The organism is Pantoea sp. X-Soil-TKNS-1207, assembly GCF_059730485.1.
Genome location: NZ_AP035958.1, coordinates 3,048,294 through 3,068,466 on the forward strand (window position 1 = coordinate 3,048,294; position 20,173 = coordinate 3,068,466).

Here is a 20,173-nt window from a genome sequence, read left to right on the forward strand (position 1 = left end):
TTACCAGCGCGGAACGGTGGAGTGAACGTCGGCGCACTGCGCACGCTGACGCAGCAGGTGATCCATCAGCACAATCGCCATCATCGCTTCGGCAATCGGCACCGCACGGATACCGACGCAGGGATCGTGGCGACCTTTGGTGATCATCTCAACTTCTTCGCCGTCGCGGGTGATGGTTTTGCCCGGCACGGTGATGCTGGAGGTGGGTTTCATCGCCAGGTTGGCGCTGATGGTCTGGCCGCTGCTGATGCCCCCCAGAATGCCGCCCGCATGATTGCTCTGGAAACCGTTGGCGCGGATCTCATCACGATGCTGGCTGCCGCGCTGGTTAATCACCGCGAAGCCGTCGCCAATTTCTACGCCCTTCACCGCGTTGATGCTCATCAGCGCATGGGCAAGATCGGCATCCAGACGATCAAACACCGGCTCACCCAGTCCCGGCGGCACGTTTTCGGCCATCACCGTGACTTTGGCGCCGATGGAGTCGCCCTCTTTTTTCAGCGCGCGCATCAGTTCATCCAGCGCTTCCAGCTTGTCTGCATCCGGGCAGAAGAACGGGTTATCTTCAACGATGCTCCAGTCCTTCAGCTCGCACTCCACGTCACCAATCTGCGCCAGATAACCACGTACCTGGATGCCGTGCTTCATTTGCAGATACTTTTTCGCAATGGCACCCGCCGCAACGCGCATCGCGGTTTCACGCGCCGACGAACGACCGCCGCCGCGATAATCACGCATGCCATATTTTTGTTCGTAGGTGTAATCCGCATGGCCGGGACGGAACAGGTCTTTAATCGCGCTGTAATCCTGTGAACGCTGGTCGGTGTTCTCAATCAGCAGACCAATTGACGTGCCGGTGGTAACGCCTTCAAACACGCCAGACAAAATTTTCACCTGATCCGGTTCGCGGCGCTGGGTGGTATAGCGCGAGGTTCCCGGACGGCGGCGATCGAGATCGTGCTGAATGTCCGCTTCGGTCAGTGGGATGCCCGGCGGCACACCATCAACAATGCAGCCCAGCGCAATGCCGTGCGACTCGCCAAAGGTGGTTACTCGAAAAAATTGTCCGATGCTGTTTCCGGCCATGTTGATTCCTTGTTGCGATGTTCGTTTTTAGTCTTTGTAGAAAGAGAAATGATGCTGCGCGTCAACAATCTGCTGACGGGTCAGCATAAATACGCCGTCGCCGCCGTTGTCAAACTCCAGCCAGGTAAAGGGCACATCGGGATACTGCGCGATCATATGCACCATGCTGTTACCCACTTCGCAGATCAGCACGCCCTGCTCGCTGAGATAATCCGGCGCGCAGGCCAGAATGCGGCGCACCAGCTTCAGGCCATCGCTGCCTGCGGCCAGGCCCAGTTCCGGCTCGTGGCGATATTCACCCGGCAGGTCATCCATATCTTCGGCATCAACGTACGGCGGGTTGGTGACGATCAGATCATATTTTACCTGCGGCAAACCACGGAACAGATCGGCGCGGATCGGCGTGACGTGGTTGAGCAAACCGTGTTCTTCAATGTTGCGTTCGGCGACGGCCAGCGCATCGGTAGAGATATCCACCGCATCCACTTCGGCTTCCGGGAAGGCGTAGGCAGTGGCGATAGCGATACAGCCGCTGCCGGTACACATATCCAGAATGTGGGTCGGATAGTCAGCGATCAGCCCGGCGAAGCGGTTTTCGATCAGCTCACCAATCGGTGAACGCGGTACCAGCACGCGCTCATCAACATAAAATTCGTGACCGCAGAACCAGGCTTTGTTGGTGAGGTAGGCCACCGGAATGCGCTCGTTCACGCGGCGAATCACGCGCTCAACGATGCGATGGCGCTCGCTGGCGGTGAGGCGCGCATGGCGCATATCTTCCGGGATATCCAGCGGCAGCCAGAGGGTGGGCAGGACCAGTTGTACCGCTTCGTCCCAGGGGTTATCTGTGCCGTGACCGTACCAAATACCGGCCGCTGAGAAACGGCTGACGGCCCAGCGCAGCATATCCTGAATGGTGTGCAGTTCATTAACTGCCTCATCGACGAAAATTTTGTCCACGTAGCCCTCCAGCAGGCCATAAAATCAATCGGCCGATAGTTTGCCACGAAGCCGGGCAGAATTCAGCGCGGTAAGGCGAAAAAGCTGACATTTGTTAACGCTTACGGGTAAGGTATGGCATCGGGATCCCCCGCCATTTCTGATGATATTTGTTGAGACATGAGTAAGAAGACGCCGCTTAGCCAGGACGATCAGGCGCTGTTCCGCCAGTTAATGACTGGGACGCGTAAGCTGAAACAGGACACCATCGTGCATAAACCGGTGGTGAAAACGCGGGAAGTACCGCTGAAAAGGCTGCTTTCCGAACAGGCCGACAATAGCCATTATTTTTCCGACGAGTTTCAGCCGTTGCTGCAAAGCGACGGGCCGGTACGCTATGTGCGCGCTGATGTCAGCCACTATGAGCTGAAAAAACTGCGGCGCGGCGACTACACGCCAGAAATTTTCCTCGACTTACACGGTTTAACCCAACAGCAGGCCAAGCAGGAGCTGGGCGCGCTGATTGCCGCCTGCCGCCGCGAGCATCTGTTTTGCGCCAGCGTGATGACCGGGCACGGTAAACACATCCTCAAGCAGCAAACGCCGCTGTGGCTGGCACAACATCCGTGGGTGATGGCATTTCATCAGGCACCAAAATTGTTCGGCGGCGATGCCGCGTTGCTGGTGCTGATTGAGGTCGAGGAGTGGCAACCGCCGGAGCTGCCTTAAGGGATGGGGCCGCGCAGGCGGCCCACAGAGGGATTTACATCGCTTTGGCCAGTTTTGACGGGCTGACCTGCCACTCCAGCTTGCCTTCGCAGGTCGCCGGATCGAAATTGACGCAGGCAATCGCGGAGGTGGCGAACATCGGCGGCGCTTCCTGCGGGCAGAGTTCAGAAACCAGATAACCCACCAGCGGCAGATGCGAAATCACCAACGCCGATTTCACGCCTTCATTCGCCAGCGTCTGCAGATAGCAGGCCACCAGCCCCGGATCGCCGCCTGGCGTCAGCTCTGGCAATACATCTTCCCCTTCGGGCAGAGTCAGGGCTTCGCGTACCGTCGCGAGGGTCTGACAGGCTCGGAGATAAGGGCTTACCAGCACCCGTTCGATATCCAGCGCCTGGCCGTTAAGCCAGCTCGCCATCTGGCGTGATTCGTCACATCCGCAAAGCGTAAGTGGTCTGACTGAATCACTTGCTGCTTCCAGAGCCGCATCGCCATGACGCATGATAAAAACTTGCATAAAGCACCGCTGTTGTTTGTCGATATCGTCCGGTACCACAGCACCAGACGCTTCATTCTGCGAATGAACGCTGTGTTTTACCGCAATGGCTTCAGTATAGTCAACCGGTTGTTTATTAAATAAGCATATCTCAGAATGGTGCCGCGCAGGCCGTTTGCCGGCACCCTTTCTAACCCGCTGAATCTGTACGCCTATTCACATTTGTGCAGAAGTGTAAAAATTCGTTTGCTGTTGTGCCGCTGTCATCAGCGCGTCACAGGGGGCAAAACGGTCGCCGTGCTGCCGCATTAAGGTGTTTAATGTATTGACCATATCACTGGCCCCGCGCTGATCCATATAGCGGAACGGCCCCCCCAGAAATGGCGGGAAACCCATGCCAAATACCGCTGCGATATCGCCGTCACGGGCGCTGCGAATGACGCCTTCATCCAGACAGCGCGCCGCCTCGTTGAGCATCATCATCACGCAACGCGTGGCTATCTGCGCTTCACTCTGCTTCGCCAGCGGTTTGATACCCAGCAGGCTGTAAATCGTGGCATCGGCCCGGCGCCGGGTTGGCCAGCGTGTCTGCCGATATAAATAGAAGCCTCTGCCGTTTTTACGCCCTTTACGATCGTCAGCGAGAATAGCGCTCACCGCCTCGGGGGCGCTAAAGCGATCGCCATACGCCTGCAACAGAATCGGACTGATCTTGCTGCCGACGTCGATCCCCACTTCATCCAGCAGCTGCAACGGCCCCACCGGGAAGCCAAACTTCACCAGCGCCTGGTCAATATGTTCAATCGGCTCACCTTCCAGCAAACATCGCATCGCTTCATTTATATAGGGCGCGAGAATACGGTTGACGTAGAAACCGGGACGGTCAGCCACCACCACCGCCGTTTTACCCAGTCCACGCGCCAGCTGCACCGTGGTCGCCAGCGTCTCCTCTGAGGTGCCACCGTGCGGAATCACCTCCACCAGCGGCATTTTGTCTACCGGGCTGAAAAAATGCAGGCCAATCACGTTTTCCGGGCGCTGCGCATGGGCGGCAATGTCGCCAATCGGCAGCGAGGAGGTGTTGGAAGCAAAAATGGTATGCGGCTGGCAGTGGTCCTCAATCTCCGCCACCATCTGCTGCTTCAGCGCCAGATCTTCGAACACCGCCTCGATCACCAGATCGCGCCGGGCGAAACCCTGATAATCCTGGGTGCCGCTGATCAACGCCATCTGCTGCTGGCGCTGTGCCGCATTGATCTGGCGACGCTTCAGCCGCTGGCTAAGCCGATCCCAGTTGTACTGCAAGGCATGGTTGATGCCGCTCAGATTGATGTCGCGGATACGCACCGGCAACCCGGCGTTCAGCGCGGTGACGCTGGCGATGCCGCCGCCCATCAGGCCGCCGCCGAGCACGCCGATATGCTGAAGGTCACGCGGTGCCGCAGCGGCAACCGCCTCCTTCTTCATTGCGGTGGAGGCAAAGAACAGGCTACGCAGCGCGGCTGATTCGCGGGTCATCGCCAGCTGACCAAAAGCGCGTGCTTCAGCTTCGTGGCCGGCATTGCTGCCCTGCTCCAGCCCGATTCTCACGACCTGTAAGATACGATCGGCCGCCGGATAGTTACCGTGAGTTTTGCTGTTGGTCTGGCGCTGCGCCAGCGCAAACAACACCTGCCGGGCAAGCGGCCCCTGCAACAGGCGGTCACGACGCGACAGCGGACGCCGCGTTTTTTTCCCTTTCAGCACCCGTTCAATAGCGGTTTGCAGCAGGATGGCCTGCGGCACCGCATCATCCACGATACCCAGCTTCAGCGCCTGTTTTGCCCGCAGCTGTTTCCCCGTCAGGATCAGCGGCAGCGCCTGCTGCACGCCAATCAGCCGCGGCAGGCGTTGGGTGCCGCCGGAGCCAGGCAGTAACCCGAGCTGGACTTCCGGCAGGCCAAGGCGGGTTTTCTCATCCAGCGAGCAGATGCGCGCATTGCACGCCAGAGCCAGCTCCAGTCCGCCGCCAAGGCAGGCGCCGTGGATCGCCGCCACCACCGGAAAAGGCAGCGCGGCAATCGTTGCCATCACTTCCTGCCCCTGACGCGCCAGCGCTTCGGCCTCTTCCGCCGTGTGGCAGCGATCAATCATGCTGATATCCGCCCCGGCGATAAAGTTGTCACGTTTGCCGGAAATCAAGATCAGCCCTGCCAGCTGGGGATCGCGTCGTGCTTCAGCCAGCACCGCCATTATCTGTGGCACAAACTCGGCTTTCAGGGTATTCATCTTCTCGCCCGGCACATCGATGGTTATCACGCCGATGTGGTCCAGGCGCATTTGCAGGTGAAATGCGGAATCGCTCATTATTCGGCCTCCAGTACCATCGCTGTCCCTAATCCGCCCGCCGCACAGGCGGTAACCAGGCCCAGCCCGCCGCCGCGCCGCCGCAGTTCCCGCAACGTCTGAGTGATCATGCGCGCGCCGGTGGCGGCAAAAGGATGACCATAGGCAATCGATCCGCCGAGCACGTTAAAACGTTCTTCATTAACTTCGCCCAGCGCATGTGGCCGATTCAGCACCTCGCGCGCAAAGCGCTCATCACTGAACATTTTCAGATTCGCCAGTGTTTGTGCCGCGAAGGCTTCATGCATATCGATCAGGGTTAAATCAGCGAGACTCACGCCAGCGCGCTCCAGCGCCAGCGGCGAGGCGTACGCCGGTCCCAGCAACATATCCTGCCAGACATCAATGGCGCTGAAGGCGTAGCTGCGCAGATAGCCGAGCGGCGTAATGCCCAGCTCGCGGGCGCGCCCTTCGCGCATCAGAATCACCGCCGCCGCGCCATCGGTGAGCGGCGTGCTGTTTGCCGCCGTCACCGTACCGTGGCGACGATCAAACGCCGGACGCAGCCGTTCATAGTCGGCGGCGCTGGCATTGAAGCGCACGTTGTTGTCCTGCTCGATTGGGGCTTTCCACGGCGGCACAAAGGCCGGCATCACCTCCTGCGCCAGCCGACCGGATTCCCAGGCACGCGCGGCACGCTGATGTGAACGCAGCGCGAGCGCATCCTGCTGCTCACGGGTGATGCCGTGGGTTTTCGCCATCTGCTCCGCCGTGTCGCCCATGCGCAGGCCGGTGGAGTATTCCGCCACCGCCGGTGGCACCGGCAGCAAATCACGCGGACGCAGGCGACGTAAAATTTGCAGCTTCTGGCTGAAGCGACGCGCTTTGTTGAGATCGACCAGCGCCCGCGCCAGGGTTTTACTGACGCCTATCGGCAGCACCGAGGATGAGTCGGCCCCACCGGCGATCCCGGCATCGATGCTGCCCGCCATCAGGCTCTCCGCCACATTCGCCACCGCCTGAAAGCTGGTGGCGCAGGCGCGACTGACGCTGTAGGCGTCGGTATGCACGCTCAGCCCACTGCTCAGCACAATTTCGCGGGCGATGTTGGGCGCTTCCGGCATCTGTACCACCTGGCCGAACACCAGCTGGTCGATAACCTCCACCGGCAGTTCACTGCGCGCCATCAATTCGCTCACCACCATGCGGCCCAGCTCCAGCGCCGGAATGCCATGAAAATCAGTCGCCTGGCGGGCAAAAGGGGTACGTAAACCGTGGGTTATGGCGATGCGTTCGCCCTGACGCGTCAGCAGCGGCTGCGCTTTGCTCATTGCCTGTCACCTGTGATGTTTGACCTGGGCGTCATTGCCAAAGAGGTCTGACCTGATCATCAGTGTTAACCAGGAGCGTGTAAGTCGCCAATATGCAGAGGGAAAAAGTGCGAGGAGAAACACGAAATTGAAAAACGCTGCCGGAACCGGGTCCGGCAGCTGGGGGAATTAACGCAGTCCGAGCTGGAAGATCATCGTCTCCGCCTGGCAGGCGAAGTTGAAGTCGATAGTCAGGCGCACGCCTGCCGCGTCATCTTCAAAGCGCGAACGGATATCGCAGGGTTCAGATTCCACCTCACGCGCCTTCTCAGTCAGATGCGCCAGCATCGCCTCTGCCGCATGACGATCGGCGAACAGCCCGGACCAGCTGGCGGTGCAATCGGTGTTATCCATGACGGTGCCAACATCAACGCAGCAGCAGGCTGCGGTCTCGGTGGCACTGCAGTTTTTAATGGCATCAGTCATTGTCTTCTCCTGATGATAAAACGGACCAATAAGGATTTTTTTCTGCCACAAAGTGTACGCCTGATGCATAACCGCCGCCACGCTCAACCTGCTAAGTGACGAATATCACGTAAAAAATTGATCCAAAACAAATTGGACTCGCTATGCTGGAGGAGAACTGCAACAATTTTGTTAAGCAGATCTGATTTTATCGATCAAATTGGAAATATTTTAAAAACATTATTGCAACAAATACACAGGTCGGACCTATACTCGTCGCACTGGTCTGATATGTGCTTTTATCGTCAGTCCCTACAATCCGCCGTCCCTTGTTACGCCATGTAACAACGTTTAATAATAATTCTGATGAGGTTGTGGTCATGAACCATAAGAACCTGTTTGCAAAGTCAGCTGTGGCAGCTGCAGTGGCGCTCGTTTCTTCTCATGTTTACGCAGCGGGCTTTCAACTTAATGAATTTTCAGCAATAGGCCTCGGCCGCGCCTATTCCGGCGAAGGCGCAATGGGTGATACCGCCGCCTCGGCCAGCCGCAACCCGGCAACCATGGCATTAATGGATCGCCCTGAATTCTCTATTGGCGCGGTTTATATTGACCCCGACGTAAATATTAGCGGTCAGAGTCCGACTGGTAATAGTCTGGACGCCAAAAACATCGCGCCGAATCAGTGGATACCTAATATCCATTACGTGCACCCTATTAACGATCAGTGGTGGGTGGGCGCCTCGGTCACCTCAAACTACGGTCTGGCGACCGAGTTTAACGACGATTACACCGCAGGCGGTTACGGCGGCAAAACCGATCTGCAAACCGGCAACTTTAACCTCAGCACGGCCTATCGCCTGAATGAACACTTCAGCTTCGGCGTGGGTTTTGATGCGGTATATGCCAAAGCGAAAATCGAGCGTTATGCCGGTGAATCTGGCGCAGCGCTCGGCATTCCGGCTGATACCCAGGTGGCTCGTCTGAAGGGCAATGAATGGGGCTACGGCTGGAACGCCGGTATCCTGTATGAAGTGGACAAAAACAACCGCTTCGGCTTTACCTATCGTTCCGAAGTGAAGATTGATTTCGACGGCGAGTATAAGAGCAACCTGCCGACCTCGATTAACCCGATCAACCAGGCGCTGGGCTTAGGCCTGCCGTATGGCACCAGCGGTTCGACCATCCCAGGTTCGCTGACGCTGAATCTGCCGGAGATGTGGGAAGTGTCGGGCTGGCATAAAGTGGCGCCGCAGTGGGCCGTGCACTATAGCCTGACCTACACCAGCTGGAGCCAGTTCCAGGAGCTGAAAGCCACCAACAATGGTCAGACCCTGTTCTATAAAGATGAAGGCTTCCACGACGCCTACCGTATCGCGCTGGGTACCACCTATTTCTATGACGATCACTGGACCTTCCGTACCGGTATCGCCTTTGACGATAGCCCGGTTCCGGCCGACAAGCGCTCGATCTCCATCCCGGATCAGGATCGTCTGTGGATCAGCGCCGGTGCTTCGTATGCGTTTAACGAGGATGCCTCCGTCGACCTGGGTATTTCGTATATGCACGGCCAGAACGTGACGATTAAAGAAGGTAATTACACCTTTAATTCCGAAGGTAAAGCGCTGCTGTACGGTGCGAACTTTAACTACAAGTTCTGATGCAGAGCCGCGGCGGGCATACATGCCAGCCGGGTCACAGGAACAAAAAAGGCGGCTTATTCAGCCGCCTTTTCTTTTATTTATTGCGCATCGATATCGTTGAGATCGCCCTGAATCGCTTTGGCGTTCGGGTTCTCTTCCGGCTTCAGCTTGCCGCCATTGGCGATAAAGTCATGTCGCTGGAAGTAGGCATTACGAATAAACGCATACGGGTCCTGCTGCTGACGCAGAATGGCGTCGGAATCGAGTAGCTGGGCGCGGGTTTCCACCCCTTCCAGCGTCCATTTACCGATCGACATCGGCCATGTCAGCCAGCTCAGCACCGGATAGAGCGTATCGACATAATCGCCGCCATCTTCACGGATGGTAAAGCTGCCGTAGGCCGGTAGTTCAATATACGGACCATAACCCACGCCATAGCGCCCCAGCGTGCTACCAAAGCGGTGCGGCTGTTCGCTCGCCAGCTCCGGATTGGCCTTGCTGGCGACATCGATAAAGCCGCCCAGGCCTAAGGTCGTATTCAGGAAGAAGCGCGTAAAGTGGATCATCGCCCGACGCGGTTCCCCTGTCAGGAAGGCGTTGACCATACCCGCCGGTTCATCGAGGTTTCCGAGAAAATTGCTTAGCCCGGTACGCGCAGGCACCGGCACGTAGTCGCGCCAGGCCACCGCTACCGGACGCACCACATAAGGATCCAGCACGTTGTAGTTGAAGTTAAACATCGTGCGGTTAAAGCTCTCGAACGGATCGCTGCGCTGCGCAGGTTCGTCAGTGTCGGCCGGTTTGGAACTGGCACATCCCACCAGCAGAACACTGGCCAGCGCCAGACCGGTCAGGCGGTAATTCATTCTTATCTCCCTGTGCGGAAAAAGGGGTTATCGCTCAGGGCTGCTGTTGATTAATTTCTACAGCCAGTTGCTGATGACCGTCCCAGGGGGTAACCGCACTTAAGCCAAACCAGTCGCCAGACTGCGGATTGGCACTGCCATCGCGCGAAATACGCACCCGAACCTGCACCTGATGCTGCGCCGACAATAAACGGTCAGGCATCATGGCGTTGCTGTCATCCAGCGTGAGCGATAATGGGAAGTGGCTCAGCGGTAAACGCTTCACAGCCACAGGCACCGGTGATACACCGTCAGACACAGAAATATACATCACTCCGCCTTGCGGTAACATTTTTTCTGCCTGCGGATCTAAACTCACCGTCAGTGCCAGACGGCTATTTTGCTGCCCCGCGTCAGTTTTCGCTTGTTCAATGCTGCGTTCTACCATCGCAATACGCTGATCGCCGGCCGGTAACAATGTCAGCATCACCTGCCAGGCGCCAATCGCCTCGTCGTATTGCTGCTGTTCAAAGGCGTTAAACGCCAGCAAACTCAGGGTACGTACGTTGGCGTGGTCCCGCTTCAGCAGGTCATGCAGCAATACGCTGGCCTGACGATTATCCTGCGGATCGCTGGAGCGCGTCAGCACCTCGGCATAGTCCTGCTGCAATTCCAGATTATTCGGAGCCAGCTGCAACGCGCGCTGAAATGCCTGGCTGGCATCGCTGGCATTATTCAGCACCATGCCGAGACGGCCGAGCATGGTCCAGTCATTCAGGTTTTGCGGGTCCGATTGCAGCGAGCTACGCAGCCCCAGTTGCAGACGCGCCAGTTCTTCCATCGTCAGCGGTTTGGCCTGCGGGTCCATTACGCGCGCGCGCAGGGCCGGATACTCCTGCTGCACCGAGGTCCAGGCCGCCAGTTGCGCCAGACCGCCGGTTTTCAGATACATGCCCAGCGAGATCACCACCAGCAATCCGACGCCTGGCAGCAGGATCCAGCGGCTGCTTTGATGGCTGCGCGCGTCACCATCCTGTTGCGGCACATCGGTCAGCAGAGTTTGCTGTAGCTCACGCACCATCTCCGGCCGCTCCGCCACGACGCCTTCCTCTTCATCACGCTCCAGCTCACGCAGGCGCTGCTGATAGAAGTCGGTGTTCAGTCGGTCGCGGTCGCCGTTGCTGGCCGTACGCTGACGCCAGCCTGCACTAAGAAATAGCGCACAAGCGGCCGCCAGTAAAATAATCAGGGTAATCCAGAATCCAGTCATTACGGCTTCCCGTCACGCTTCAGAATCGCCGCAAGGCGCTGTTGTTCGTTTTCATCCAGTTCGCTACGCGTTTTACGCTGGCGACTGCGCAGGATAATAATCAGGGCGCCCAGCACCACAAACAGCGCCGGGCCAACCCATAAAATCAGGGTTGATGGCGTTACCGGCGGTTCATAGGTGACGAAGTTGCCATAACGCGCCACCATATAATCGATGATTTGCTGTCGGCTCTCGCCCTGCTTCATCAGCTCATACACTTTGAGGCGCATATCTGCGGCAATCATCGCGTTAGAGTCGGCAATGCTGTTGTTCTGACATTTCGGGCAGCGCAGCGAACCGGTCAGGTCGCGGTACTGCTCCTCCTGCTTAACCGAATCAAACTGGTAAGTATCAATGGCTGCCCACAGGCTGGTGCTCAGCAGCACGCCCGCAAGCAACAGAAGCAGCCGTTTCACGCGCCCGCCTCCTTGCTGTATTTATCCCACAGCGGTTTCACTTCCTGCTGCCAGACACGTTCGTTCAGATCCCCGGCGTGGCGATAGCGGATGATGCCTTTGCCATCAATCAGGAAGGTTTCCGGCGCGCCATAGACGCCGAGGTCAAGGCCAAGCATACCGTCGCCATCATACAGGCTGAGCGCGTAGGGATTGCCCAGCGTGTTCAGCCAGGTCACCGCTTTGGTGCGATCGTCTTTATAGTTCAGTCCCACCACGCGAATGCCTTTCTCCGCCAGGGAGTTGAGGTATTGATGTTCGGCGCGACAGGTCGGACACCAGGTGGCCCAGACGTTGAGCAGAATCGGTTTGCCGTCGTTCAGCACCTGTTGATCGTAAATCTTGCCGGGTTTATCCAGCGCTTCCAGTTTGAACACCGGCACCGGTTTACCAATCAGCGCCGATTCCAGCAGCGTGGGATCGTCGCCATTAGCGTTGCGTGACAGCTGCCACAGCAGCGCCGCCGCCAGCAGCAGAAACAGCACCAGCGGGATAAAAAGGATCTTCTTATTCATGCCTGCTCCTCCCGTTGCGCTTTTTTGCGCGAACGATAACGCGGATCGAGCAGACACAGCACGCCACCCACCGCCATAAACACGCCACCGAACCAAATCCAGCGCACGAAAGGTTTGTAGTAAATACGCACCGCCCAGGAACCGTCATCCAGCTCCTCGCCCAGCGCCGCATAGAGATCGCGGGTAAAGCCGCCGCTGATCGCCGCTTCGGTCATCATGGTGCGCGCTGCGGTGTAGAAACGTTTTTCGGCGTGCAACACCGCTTCCTGTTTGCCGTCGCGGGTCACATCGATGATGGCCACCCCGCCGCTGTAGTTCGGCCCTTGCAGGTTGTGAACGTCGCGGAAGATAAAGTGATAATTATGGATATCAACGTTATCGCCCGACTTCATGCGCACATCACGCTCCACGCTGTACTGCGTGCTGAAGGCGATACCAATCACCGTCACCGCCACGCCAAGATGGCCCAGCACCATGCCCCAGTGGCTGCGCGTCAGATGACGCAGGCCGGTAAAGAAGGTGTGCCGATGGGTCGCGCGCTCGTGCAGTTCCATCAGCGTCAGGATGATCACCCAGATCGACATCAGCAGCCCAATCACCGTCATCGCTTCAATACGATCCTGCAACAGCCACGGCAGGGCGATGGAGAGCAGCAGCGTCACCAGCAGCGCGATGCCAAGACGTTTCCACAGTTTCTGCGGTTCATCACGGCGCCAGCGCACCAGCGGCCCAATTCCCAGCATCAGCGCAAAGGGCGCCATCAGCCAGGTAAACATGGTGTTGAAGAAGGGTTCACCGACGGAGATGCTGCCGAGGCCCAGTTGCTTATGCACCAGCGGCAGCAGCGTACCCAGCAGCACCACCAGCATGGCGGCGATCAGCAACACGTTGTTCCCCAGCAGGAAGGATTCGCGCGACCAGGCTTCATTCTGCACCCGACTCCGCACCTGACCGCCTTTGATCGCATACAGCAGCAGCGAGCTGCCAATCACAATCACCAGGAAGGCGAGGATAAACATGCCACGCGCCGGATCCGAGGCGAACGAGTGTACCGATACCAGCACCCCGGAGCGCACCAGGAAGGTGCCGAGCAGACTGAGCGAGAAGGCGGTGATTGCCAGCAGGACCGTCCAGGATTTAAAGCTGCCGCGTTTTTCCGTCACCGCCAGCGAGTGCATCAGCGCGGTGCCCGCCAGCCACGGCATAAAGGAGGCGTTTTCCACCGGGTCCCAGAACCACCAGCCGCCCCAGCCCAGCTCGTAATAAGCCCAGGCAGAACCGAGCACGATGCCAATGGTCAGGAACACCCAGGCCGCGGTGGTCCACGGACGTGACCAGCGCGCCCACGCGGTATCGAGACGACCCGCCATCAGCGAGGCGATGGCGAAGGCAAAAGCGACCGAGAAGCCCACGTATCCCATATAGAGTAGCGGTGGATGGAAGATCAGGCCGATATCCTGCAACATCGGGTTGAGGTCGCTACCGTCAATCGGGAAGTTCGGCAAGGTACGGGTAAAGGGGTTGGAGGTCAGGGTGATAAACAGCAGAAAGCCGAGGTTAATCATCCCCATCACCGCCAGCACGCGCGCCAGCGCATCCTGCGGCATCCCGCGACTGAAAATCGCCACCGCCAGCGTCCAGCTGCTGAGCAGCAGCACCCACAACAGCAACGAACCTTCGTGCGCACCCCAGGTGGCAGCGATGCGGTAATACACCGGCAGCATGGTGTTGGAGTTGGTGGCGACATAAGCCACGGTGAAATCGTTAACGATAAACGCGTGCACCAGCACCAGGAACGCCGCGGCGATACAGGCGAACATCCCCCAGGTGAGCGGACGCGCCAGCGCCATCAGTCGGGCATCCTGACGGACGGCGCCCCATAGCGGATAAACACTTAACAGCAGCGCCAGTCCCAGCGCCAGGCAGAGCAAAAAGCTGCCAATTTCTGGCATCATGATTGGGCACCAGCCTGCTGATATGTTGCCGCAGGTCCATTGTGGTTTTTCTTCATCGCGTCCTGAATTTCCGGCGGCGTGTATTTTTCATCGTGCTTCGCCAGCACTTCTTTGGCGTTTACCAGGTTGCCATCCTCCAGCACTCCCTGCGCCACAACCCCCTGCCCTTCACGGAACAGATCCGGCAGGATGCCTTCGTAGCTGACGCTCACCACGCCATTGGCGTCATACAGTTTGAACGACACTGCCAGGGTTTTCGGATCGCGCTTGACGCTGCCCGGCATCACCATGCCGCCGACGCGCAAACGCTGGCCTGGCTCGGGCTTCTGATGTTCTTCGCCTTTGCCATACAGGATTTCACTCGGGGTGTAGAACAGGTCGATGTTGGAACGCAGCGCGTACATCACCAGCGATGTGGCAAGGCCTAAGCCCACCAGAATCGCCACCACCATATACAGGCGGTTACGACGACGGATATTCACACAGATTCTCCTGCCGCTTCACTGGCGGCTTTTTTCGATTTGGCCGCACGGATGCGGCGCTCCCTGGATTGACGCTGGCGAATCTCAGCCAGCAAACGGCGGCGAAACAGCACGGTGTGCAGTACCAGGCCGAATAACGGAATCAAGGTGAGGATAACGGCGAGCCAGACATAAAAGGCATAACCGCCCATGGCAAAGAAATCCTGCCAGGAGGAAAATGCAGGGGTCATGATTTGCGCCCTCCCTGTGCCATTTCAACCGCCCACGGGCGATGGCGTTCAGAGAACAGGATCAGGTTACGCAGACGCATCAGCGTCAGCGTGGCGAATACCAGCAGATAGCCGAGTATGGACCAGCGCAGCGGCGTACGCATACTTGGCGCAATCGCCTGTTGCAGAATGCCTGACGATCCCTGATGTAATGTGTTCCACCATTGCACCGAGAAGTGAATGATCGGCAGGTTAACCACGCCCACCAGAATCAAAATCCCGGCAGCGCGACCGGCGGTACGACGATCGTCAAAGGCGTGGTACAGCGCGATAACGCCCATATAAAGGAACAGCAGCACCAGCTCGGAGGTCAGACGCGCGTCCCAAATCCACCAGGTTCCCCACATCGGTTTGCCCCAGGCGGAACCGGTGACCAGCGCAATAAAGGTAAACACCGCCCCCACCGGAGCCATCGCGGCCGAGACCAGGTCAGCCATCTTCATCTGCCACACCAGGCCGATAAATGCGGCAATCGCCATCGAAGCATACACGCCCATCGACCACATCGCTGCCGGTACATGGATGTACATGATGCGATAACTGTTGCCCTGCTGATAATCGGCTGGCGCAAAACCAAAGCCCCACACCCATCCTAATAGCAGGGTGGCAACGCCCAGTACCGCGAACCAGGGGATTAAGCGGCTACAAAGCCGATACAGCCGTTCAGGCTTTGCCCACTGGTGTAACCATTTCCACATTTGCATAGCTCACAATATAAGAAGAGGGATTCCGGCATCTCTGTGGATGCACGCGTTAATGCAGACTGATACGCAGCGCCGCAGCCGTAGCAAACGGGGACAGCGTGGCGCTTACTGCCAGCATGGCGCCAAGAATCGCCAGATAACCGCCAATTGGCAGGCCCTGTCCGGCGGCATCAATCGCTGCGCTGGCAAAAATCAACACCGGTATCGCCAGCGGCAGTACCAGCAAACTCAGTAACACCCCGCCGCGACGCAGTCCGACGGTCAATCCGGTGCCAATCGCCCCAAGAAAACTCAGGGTCGGCGTGCCCAGCAGCAGGGTTAACGCCATGGCGCGCCATCCGGCAAAATCGAGCGACAGCAGCAGAGCCGCCAGCGGCGACAGCAAAATCAGCGGCAGGCCGGTAATCAGCCAGTGAGCAATCACTTTGCCCAGAACCGTGACCGGCAGCGGTGTAGGCAATAATAAAAGTTGTTCCAGCGAGCCGTCGAGAAAGTCATCACGGAACAGCCGTTCCAGCGCCAGCAACGAGGCCAGCAAGGCGGCCACCCAGGCGACGCCGGGGGCAATACGCGCCAGCTGCTGTGGCTCCGGGCCAATGCCCAGCGGAAACAACGTGATAACAATCAGGAAAAACCACAGCGGGTTAATGACTTCCGCGCCGCTGCGGAAAGCAATTTTCAGCTCACGCTGAATCACACGCCCCAGCATTATGCCCACTCCGACGTCAGACGGATTTTACGCACGCGTGCCGCGTTATCCGGCAAATCCTGATGGGTGGTCAGAATCACCGCCCCGCCGTTATCAGCATGATGGGTAAAGCGCGCCATTAATTTTTCTACCCCGGCTTTATCGATAGCGGTCAGCGGCTCATCCAGAATCCACAGCGTTGCCGGGCTAAGCCATAGCCGCGCCAGCGCCACGCGCCGCTGCTGTCCGGCTGAGAGTTGCGCCACCGGCACCTCTTCGTAACCCAGCAGATCCACCTGTTCCAGCGCGTCGAAAATCGCCTGACCGTGGCTGTCGCCGTGCCAGAAATGCAGGTTTTCCAGCGGTGAGAGTACCGATTTCACGCCAGGATGATGGCCAAGATAAAGCAGGTTTTGATGCCATGTTTCCCGCTGCTGACGAATCGGCTGCGCCTGCCACAGCACCTCGCCCTCTTCCGGCCGGCTCAGACCCGCCAGCAGACGCAGCAACGAGGTTTTACCTGCACCGTTCGGCCCTTCAATTTGCACGATATCGCCTGCCTGTACACGAAAGCTCAGCCCATGAAACAGGGAACGCTCATCGCGAACGCAAGAGAGATTAATGACTTCGAGCATAGAAGAGGGAATCACTGCAATGAAATAAGGCCGCGATAATACCACAACGAATCTGTGGGCCGAAGTCTGTGAGCACCGTCACACCTCCCCCGAACGGGGTAATCGGGCGGTTCAGATCAACAAATTGCTCAAAAAACCACCTCGGTTAAAATTTTGTTACGCTTAATTTTAATCGAGGTAACAATTTACGCTTGCTTAAAACGGCTACGCTTATTACGCATTGGCACTATCACCGGAGGGAAACATGAAGCAGTCACCATCAGTTTCACAGGATCACAACGACGTCGACAGCGAAGAAAAAGATCAGGGCACTGAGATTGAGGTGGATGAAGATGCCCTGCCCTCACGCGCGGCAGCGATTCACGAAGAGATCCGCCAGGACGGAGAAAAAGAGCTGGAGCGGGATGGCATGGCGCTGCTGTGGTCCGCCATTGCCGCCGGTCTGTCTATGGGCGCATCGCTAATGGCCAAAGGGATTTTTCAGGTGCATCTGGCAGGCGTGCCAGGGGCATTTTTGCTGGAAAATCTGGGGTATACCTTTGGATTTGTCATCGTAATTATGGCGCGCCAGCAGCTGTTCACCGAAAACACCGTTACCGCCGTATTGCCGGTGATGCACAAACCCACGCCGGGTAATGTGCTGCTGTTGCTGCGTCTGTGGGGCGTGGTGCTGGCAGGCAATTTGATCGGCACCGCACTGGGCGCACTGGCGTTTAACCATATGCCCATTTTCGACGATGCGACGCGTCAGGCGTTTACCGTCATCAGTGAAAAAGTGATGGCGAATACGCCGGGTGAGATGTTTGCCAATGCGGTCATCTCAGGCTGGATTATCGCGACCATGGTGTGGATGTTCCCCTATGCCGGGGCGGCAAAGATCGTGGTGATCGTCATGATGACCTGGCTGGTGGCGCTCGGCGATTTGGCGCATATCGTGGTCGGCTCAGTGGAAGTGCTGTATCTGGTGTTTGACGGCCGTATTGCATGGCATGAGTTTTTCTGGCCATTTGCGCTGCCAACGCTGCTCGGAAATATCACCGGCGGCACGCTGATTTTTGCCTTAATCAGCCACGCTCAGATTCGTAACGATATGAGTGAAGCCGCCAAAGCAAAAGCGCGCGCTGAGCAAAAGCGGAAGAAAAGATGAGAAATCGCGCTAATTTGTTGAGATATTGAGCAAACGCGAAACACGAGGTTAAATTCGCGCTGGCGGTACGCTATACTGCGCGCCGACGTTCCCTTAGTTAAATGGATATAACGAGCCCCTCCTAAGGGCTAGTTGCAGGTTCGATTCCTGCAGGGAACGCCAGGCAAACCAGAACCCGTCTCTGCCGACACGCCCTCCGCCCCCCGATAAGCCTCTATTTGTAGCAGTCCTCAGTGGCCTGCGGCAGAATGCGTATCATTCGATTGAGAACCCCCCTTCCCAGACCAGCAATGACCTTTTGGCCATGTCATCACATCAGCCACTCGTCCTGCCTGCACCCGGGATTTAGTTGGCACCAGACACAATGAATTCCCGCGAACATTGTTGCTTCACCATTAATCTTTTCGCGCTTATTACCTGGTCATAAACCTTTTCCTGTCATGATAATTTTATGATAATCATCTTATTTAAATTAAAATCACCCTCTCAATTCTTAATAAAAAAAAGAGATATCTTACGCAATTCCCTTATCAATCCCATAAAAGAAAGAAAGGCAACAAAGCACCAAACTAATCTCTATGCATCAATGGCTTATATAGACCCCACCGGTATTGGTTAACATCTAATAATTCTGGTGTTGCAATTTTTTAACAAAGACACTTTAATAATTAGCATGAAAGCCGCATATAAAACATTCGCATCCTTTTTCTTTCATGAAATCTCATCATGATATTTCTTGTACACCCTTCTCCTGGTCTCTTGATCACCGGCTGTCAAACTGACAGGATCTGTTTTTAATTACCAATACCATTTGAATGATGAAGACACTGACACGCTACGCTTTTGTAGGAGTATTAAATACCGTCTTACACTGGGGCGTTTTCACTGGTTTATATATGACAGGTTACCAACAATCATTAGCAAATTTTTCAGCCTTCTGTATTGCTGTGACTTTTTCATTCTTTGCTAACGCTAAATGGACATTCAGCTCTGAAGCCACAACCATCAGATATATAATTTATGTTCTCTTTATGGGTACGCTTGCCGCTGCCGTTGGTAATTACGCCGACGCAAAAAAACTCTATCCATTAATTACCCTCACATTCTTTTCCGTGGTCAGTTTTGTATGCGGATTTATTTATTCACGATATATTGTGTTCCGGGATGAGAAATGAAAATATCTCTTATCGTTCCTGTATATAACGAGGAAGATGCACTACCGCTCTTTTACGACACGGTAAGAAACTTTGCTGCCTTCGAGAGTGATGATGTTGAAATCGTGTTCGTTAACGATGGCAGCACTGATCAGACTCAGGCGTTGCTTCAGGAAATAGAAGCAAGTGACACGCTGGTGCAACACATATGTTTTACAAGAAACTTCGGAAAGGAGTCTGCGCTATTTGCGGGTCTTGAGGCTTCGACAGGTGATGTCATTATTCCTGTCGATGTTGACCTCCAGGACCCTATTGAGGTCATTCCACAGCTCATTGAGAAATGGAAAGGGGGTGCGGATGTCGTTCTGGCGAAAAGAGCCGACAGGTCATGTGATGGACGGCTTAAGCGTAAAACAGCCGAATGGTTTTATCGCCTGCACAATAAAATAAGCAACACGAAAATTGAAGAGAATGTTGGCGATTTCCGACTGATGTCTCGGGAAATCGTTGAGAATATCAAGCATCTTCCCGAGCGAAATCTCTTCATGAAAGGAATACTTAGCTGGGTTGGTGGCCGCGTTGAAATAATAGAATATACCCGCGCTGAGCGAGTTGCTGGTAAAAGCAAATTTAATGGCTGGAAGCTTTGGAATCTTGCTCTTGAAGGAATCACCTCATTTTCAACGTTCCCGCTCAGAGTGTGGACATATATTGGTTTATTGGTGGCAGGATTATCCTTTCTCCATGGCGCATATATGATTTTCGATACATTCTTCTTCGGAAATCCTGTGCGTGGCTACCCGTCAATACTTGTTTCCATCCTATTCCTTGGTGGAGTACAACTTATAGGAATCGGCGTGCTGGGGGAGTATATCGGCAGGATTTATATTGAGACCAAATCCAGACCCAGGTATATAAGAAAGAAATAACCAGACTAAGCCATACATCGGATGATTGAAATTTAATCGGAACAAAAATGAGACTACTTAAAAGATCAAATGTTTATCTTGCTTTAGTTATTA

At 56.2% G+C, this 20,173-nt stretch carries 21 protein-coding genes and 1 tRNA gene; 6 read left to right on the forward strand and 16 right to left on the reverse strand.

Annotation, left to right across the window (positions count from 1 at the left end):
* Together aroC and prmB are read right to left on the reverse strand one after the other, a co-directional pair.
* The gene (aroC, locus tag AC6I8V_RS14190) at window positions 1-1,086 is read right to left on the reverse strand and encodes a chorismate synthase (protein ID WP_497842901.1); all 1,086 of its coding nucleotides are present in this window, start codon (window positions 1,084-1,086) and stop codon (window positions 1-3) included.
* A gap of 27 nt (window positions 1,087-1,113) precedes the next feature.
* Complete coding sequence (gene prmB / locus AC6I8V_RS14195) at window positions 1,114-2,046, reverse strand: 50S ribosomal protein L3 N(5)-glutamine methyltransferase (protein ID WP_497842902.1); 933 nt, start codon at window positions 2,044-2,046, stop codon at window positions 1,114-1,116.
* A gap of 159 nt (window positions 2,047-2,205) precedes the next feature.
* Here prmB and smrB point away from each other — a divergent pair, with 159 nt between their 5' ends.
* A complete protein-coding gene (gene smrB, locus AC6I8V_RS14200; protein WP_497842903.1) occupies window positions 2,206-2,754 on the forward strand; it encodes an endonuclease SmrB in 549 nt (182 codons plus the stop codon).
* 34 nt (window positions 2,755-2,788) lie between these two features.
* Here the strand turns inward: smrB and sixA are convergent, their stop codons facing one another.
* The 4 genes from sixA to AC6I8V_RS14220 all read right to left on the reverse strand — a co-directional run bounded on the left by sixA (window position 2,789) and on the right by AC6I8V_RS14220 (window position 7,371).
* Window positions 2,789-3,271 carry a phosphohistidine phosphatase SixA gene (gene sixA / locus AC6I8V_RS14205; protein ID WP_497842904.1) on the reverse strand — a complete coding sequence of 161 codons (483 nt, stop codon included), beginning with the start codon at window positions 3,269-3,271 and terminating at the stop codon, window positions 2,789-2,791.
* Window positions 3,272-3,466: 195 nt separating this feature from the next.
* A complete protein-coding gene (fadJ, locus tag AC6I8V_RS14210; protein WP_497842905.1) occupies window positions 3,467-5,596 on the reverse strand; it encodes a fatty acid oxidation complex subunit alpha FadJ in 2,130 nt (709 codons plus the stop codon).
* Window positions 5,596-6,906 carry an acetyl-CoA C-acyltransferase FadI gene (gene fadI, locus AC6I8V_RS14215; protein WP_497842906.1) on the reverse strand — a complete coding sequence of 437 codons (1,311 nt, stop codon included), beginning with the start codon at window positions 6,904-6,906 and terminating at the stop codon, window positions 5,596-5,598. The genes fadJ and fadI overlap by 1 nt, the downstream gene beginning before the upstream one ends.
* A gap of 168 nt (window positions 6,907-7,074) precedes the next feature.
* Entirely contained in the window at window positions 7,075-7,371 is a 297-nt protein-coding gene (locus AC6I8V_RS14220; RefSeq protein WP_497842907.1) for a YfcZ/YiiS family protein, read from the reverse strand.
* Window positions 7,372-7,730: 359 nt separating this feature from the next.
* Here AC6I8V_RS14220 and fadL point away from each other — a divergent pair, with 359 nt between their 5' ends.
* Window positions 7,731-9,011, forward strand: a complete 1,281-nt coding sequence (gene fadL / locus AC6I8V_RS14225) for a long-chain fatty acid transporter FadL (RefSeq protein ID WP_497842908.1) — start codon at window positions 7,731-7,733, stop codon at window positions 9,009-9,011.
* A gap of 80 nt (window positions 9,012-9,091) precedes the next feature.
* Here fadL and mlaA read toward each other — a convergent pair whose 3' ends face one another.
* The 10 genes from mlaA to ccmA are packed head-to-tail and all read right to left on the reverse strand — an operon-like array spanning window position 9,092 to window position 16,850.
* Window positions 9,092-9,859, reverse strand: a complete 768-nt coding sequence (gene mlaA, locus AC6I8V_RS14230) for a phospholipid-binding lipoprotein MlaA (protein WP_497842909.1) — start codon at window positions 9,857-9,859, stop codon at window positions 9,092-9,094.
* 34 nt (window positions 9,860-9,893) lie between these two features.
* Complete coding sequence (gene ccmI, locus AC6I8V_RS14235; protein WP_497842910.1) at window positions 9,894-11,108, reverse strand: c-type cytochrome biogenesis protein CcmI; 1,215 nt, start codon at window positions 11,106-11,108, stop codon at window positions 9,894-9,896.
* A complete protein-coding gene (locus AC6I8V_RS14240; protein WP_497842911.1) occupies window positions 11,108-11,563 on the reverse strand; it encodes a cytochrome c-type biogenesis protein in 456 nt (151 codons plus the stop codon). The genes ccmI and AC6I8V_RS14240 overlap by 1 nt, the downstream gene beginning before the upstream one ends.
* Window positions 11,560-12,117 carry a DsbE family thiol:disulfide interchange protein gene (locus AC6I8V_RS14245; RefSeq protein WP_497842912.1) on the reverse strand — a complete coding sequence of 186 codons (558 nt, stop codon included), beginning with the start codon at window positions 12,115-12,117 and terminating at the stop codon, window positions 11,560-11,562. The genes AC6I8V_RS14240 and AC6I8V_RS14245 overlap by 4 nt, the downstream gene beginning before the upstream one ends.
* A complete protein-coding gene (locus AC6I8V_RS14250) occupies window positions 12,114-14,072 on the reverse strand; it encodes a heme lyase CcmF/NrfE family subunit (protein WP_497842913.1) in 1,959 nt (652 codons plus the stop codon). Before AC6I8V_RS14250 ends, AC6I8V_RS14245 begins: the two co-directional genes overlap by 4 nt.
* A complete protein-coding gene (gene ccmE / locus AC6I8V_RS14255; RefSeq protein ID WP_497842914.1) occupies window positions 14,069-14,554 on the reverse strand; it encodes a cytochrome c maturation protein CcmE in 486 nt (161 codons plus the stop codon). Before ccmE ends, AC6I8V_RS14250 begins: the two co-directional genes overlap by 4 nt.
* Complete coding sequence (gene ccmD / locus AC6I8V_RS14260) at window positions 14,551-14,784, reverse strand: heme exporter protein CcmD (protein WP_497842915.1); 234 nt, start codon at window positions 14,782-14,784, stop codon at window positions 14,551-14,553. Before ccmD ends, ccmE begins: the two co-directional genes overlap by 4 nt.
* Window positions 14,781-15,521 carry a heme ABC transporter permease gene (locus AC6I8V_RS14265; RefSeq protein WP_497842916.1) on the reverse strand — a complete coding sequence of 247 codons (741 nt, stop codon included), beginning with the start codon at window positions 15,519-15,521 and terminating at the stop codon, window positions 14,781-14,783. The genes ccmD and AC6I8V_RS14265 overlap by 4 nt, the downstream gene beginning before the upstream one ends.
* Window positions 15,522-15,576: 55 nt before the next feature.
* Window positions 15,577-16,236, reverse strand: a complete 660-nt coding sequence (ccmB, locus tag AC6I8V_RS14270) for a heme exporter protein CcmB (protein ID WP_497842917.1) — start codon at window positions 16,234-16,236, stop codon at window positions 15,577-15,579.
* The gene (gene ccmA / locus AC6I8V_RS14275) at window positions 16,236-16,850 is read right to left on the reverse strand and encodes a cytochrome c biogenesis heme-transporting ATPase CcmA (protein ID WP_497842918.1); all 615 of its coding nucleotides are present in this window, start codon (window positions 16,848-16,850) and stop codon (window positions 16,236-16,238) included. Before ccmA ends, ccmB begins: the two co-directional genes overlap by 1 nt.
* Before the next feature lie 244 nt (window positions 16,851-17,094).
* Between ccmA and AC6I8V_RS14280 the strand changes: the two genes are divergently transcribed.
* The 4 genes from AC6I8V_RS14280 (at window position 17,095) to AC6I8V_RS14295 (ending at window position 20,080) form a co-directional block, all read left to right on the forward strand.
* Complete coding sequence (locus AC6I8V_RS14280; RefSeq protein ID WP_497842919.1) at window positions 17,095-17,997, forward strand: formate/nitrite transporter family protein; 903 nt, start codon at window positions 17,095-17,097, stop codon at window positions 17,995-17,997.
* Between the two features lie 87 nt (window positions 17,998-18,084).
* A tRNA-Arg gene (locus tag AC6I8V_RS14285) sits at window positions 18,085-18,159 on the forward strand.
* Window positions 18,160-18,812: 653 nt separating this feature from the next.
* Window positions 18,813-19,172 (forward strand): GtrA family protein, encoded by a 360-nt coding sequence (locus AC6I8V_RS14290; protein ID WP_497842920.1) that lies wholly within the window; start codon window positions 18,813-18,815, stop codon window positions 19,170-19,172.
* A complete protein-coding gene (locus AC6I8V_RS14295) occupies window positions 19,169-20,080 on the forward strand; it encodes a glycosyltransferase family 2 protein (RefSeq protein ID WP_497842921.1) in 912 nt (303 codons plus the stop codon). Before AC6I8V_RS14290 ends, AC6I8V_RS14295 begins: the two co-directional genes overlap by 4 nt.
* Window positions 20,081-20,173: the final 93 nt, after the last annotated feature.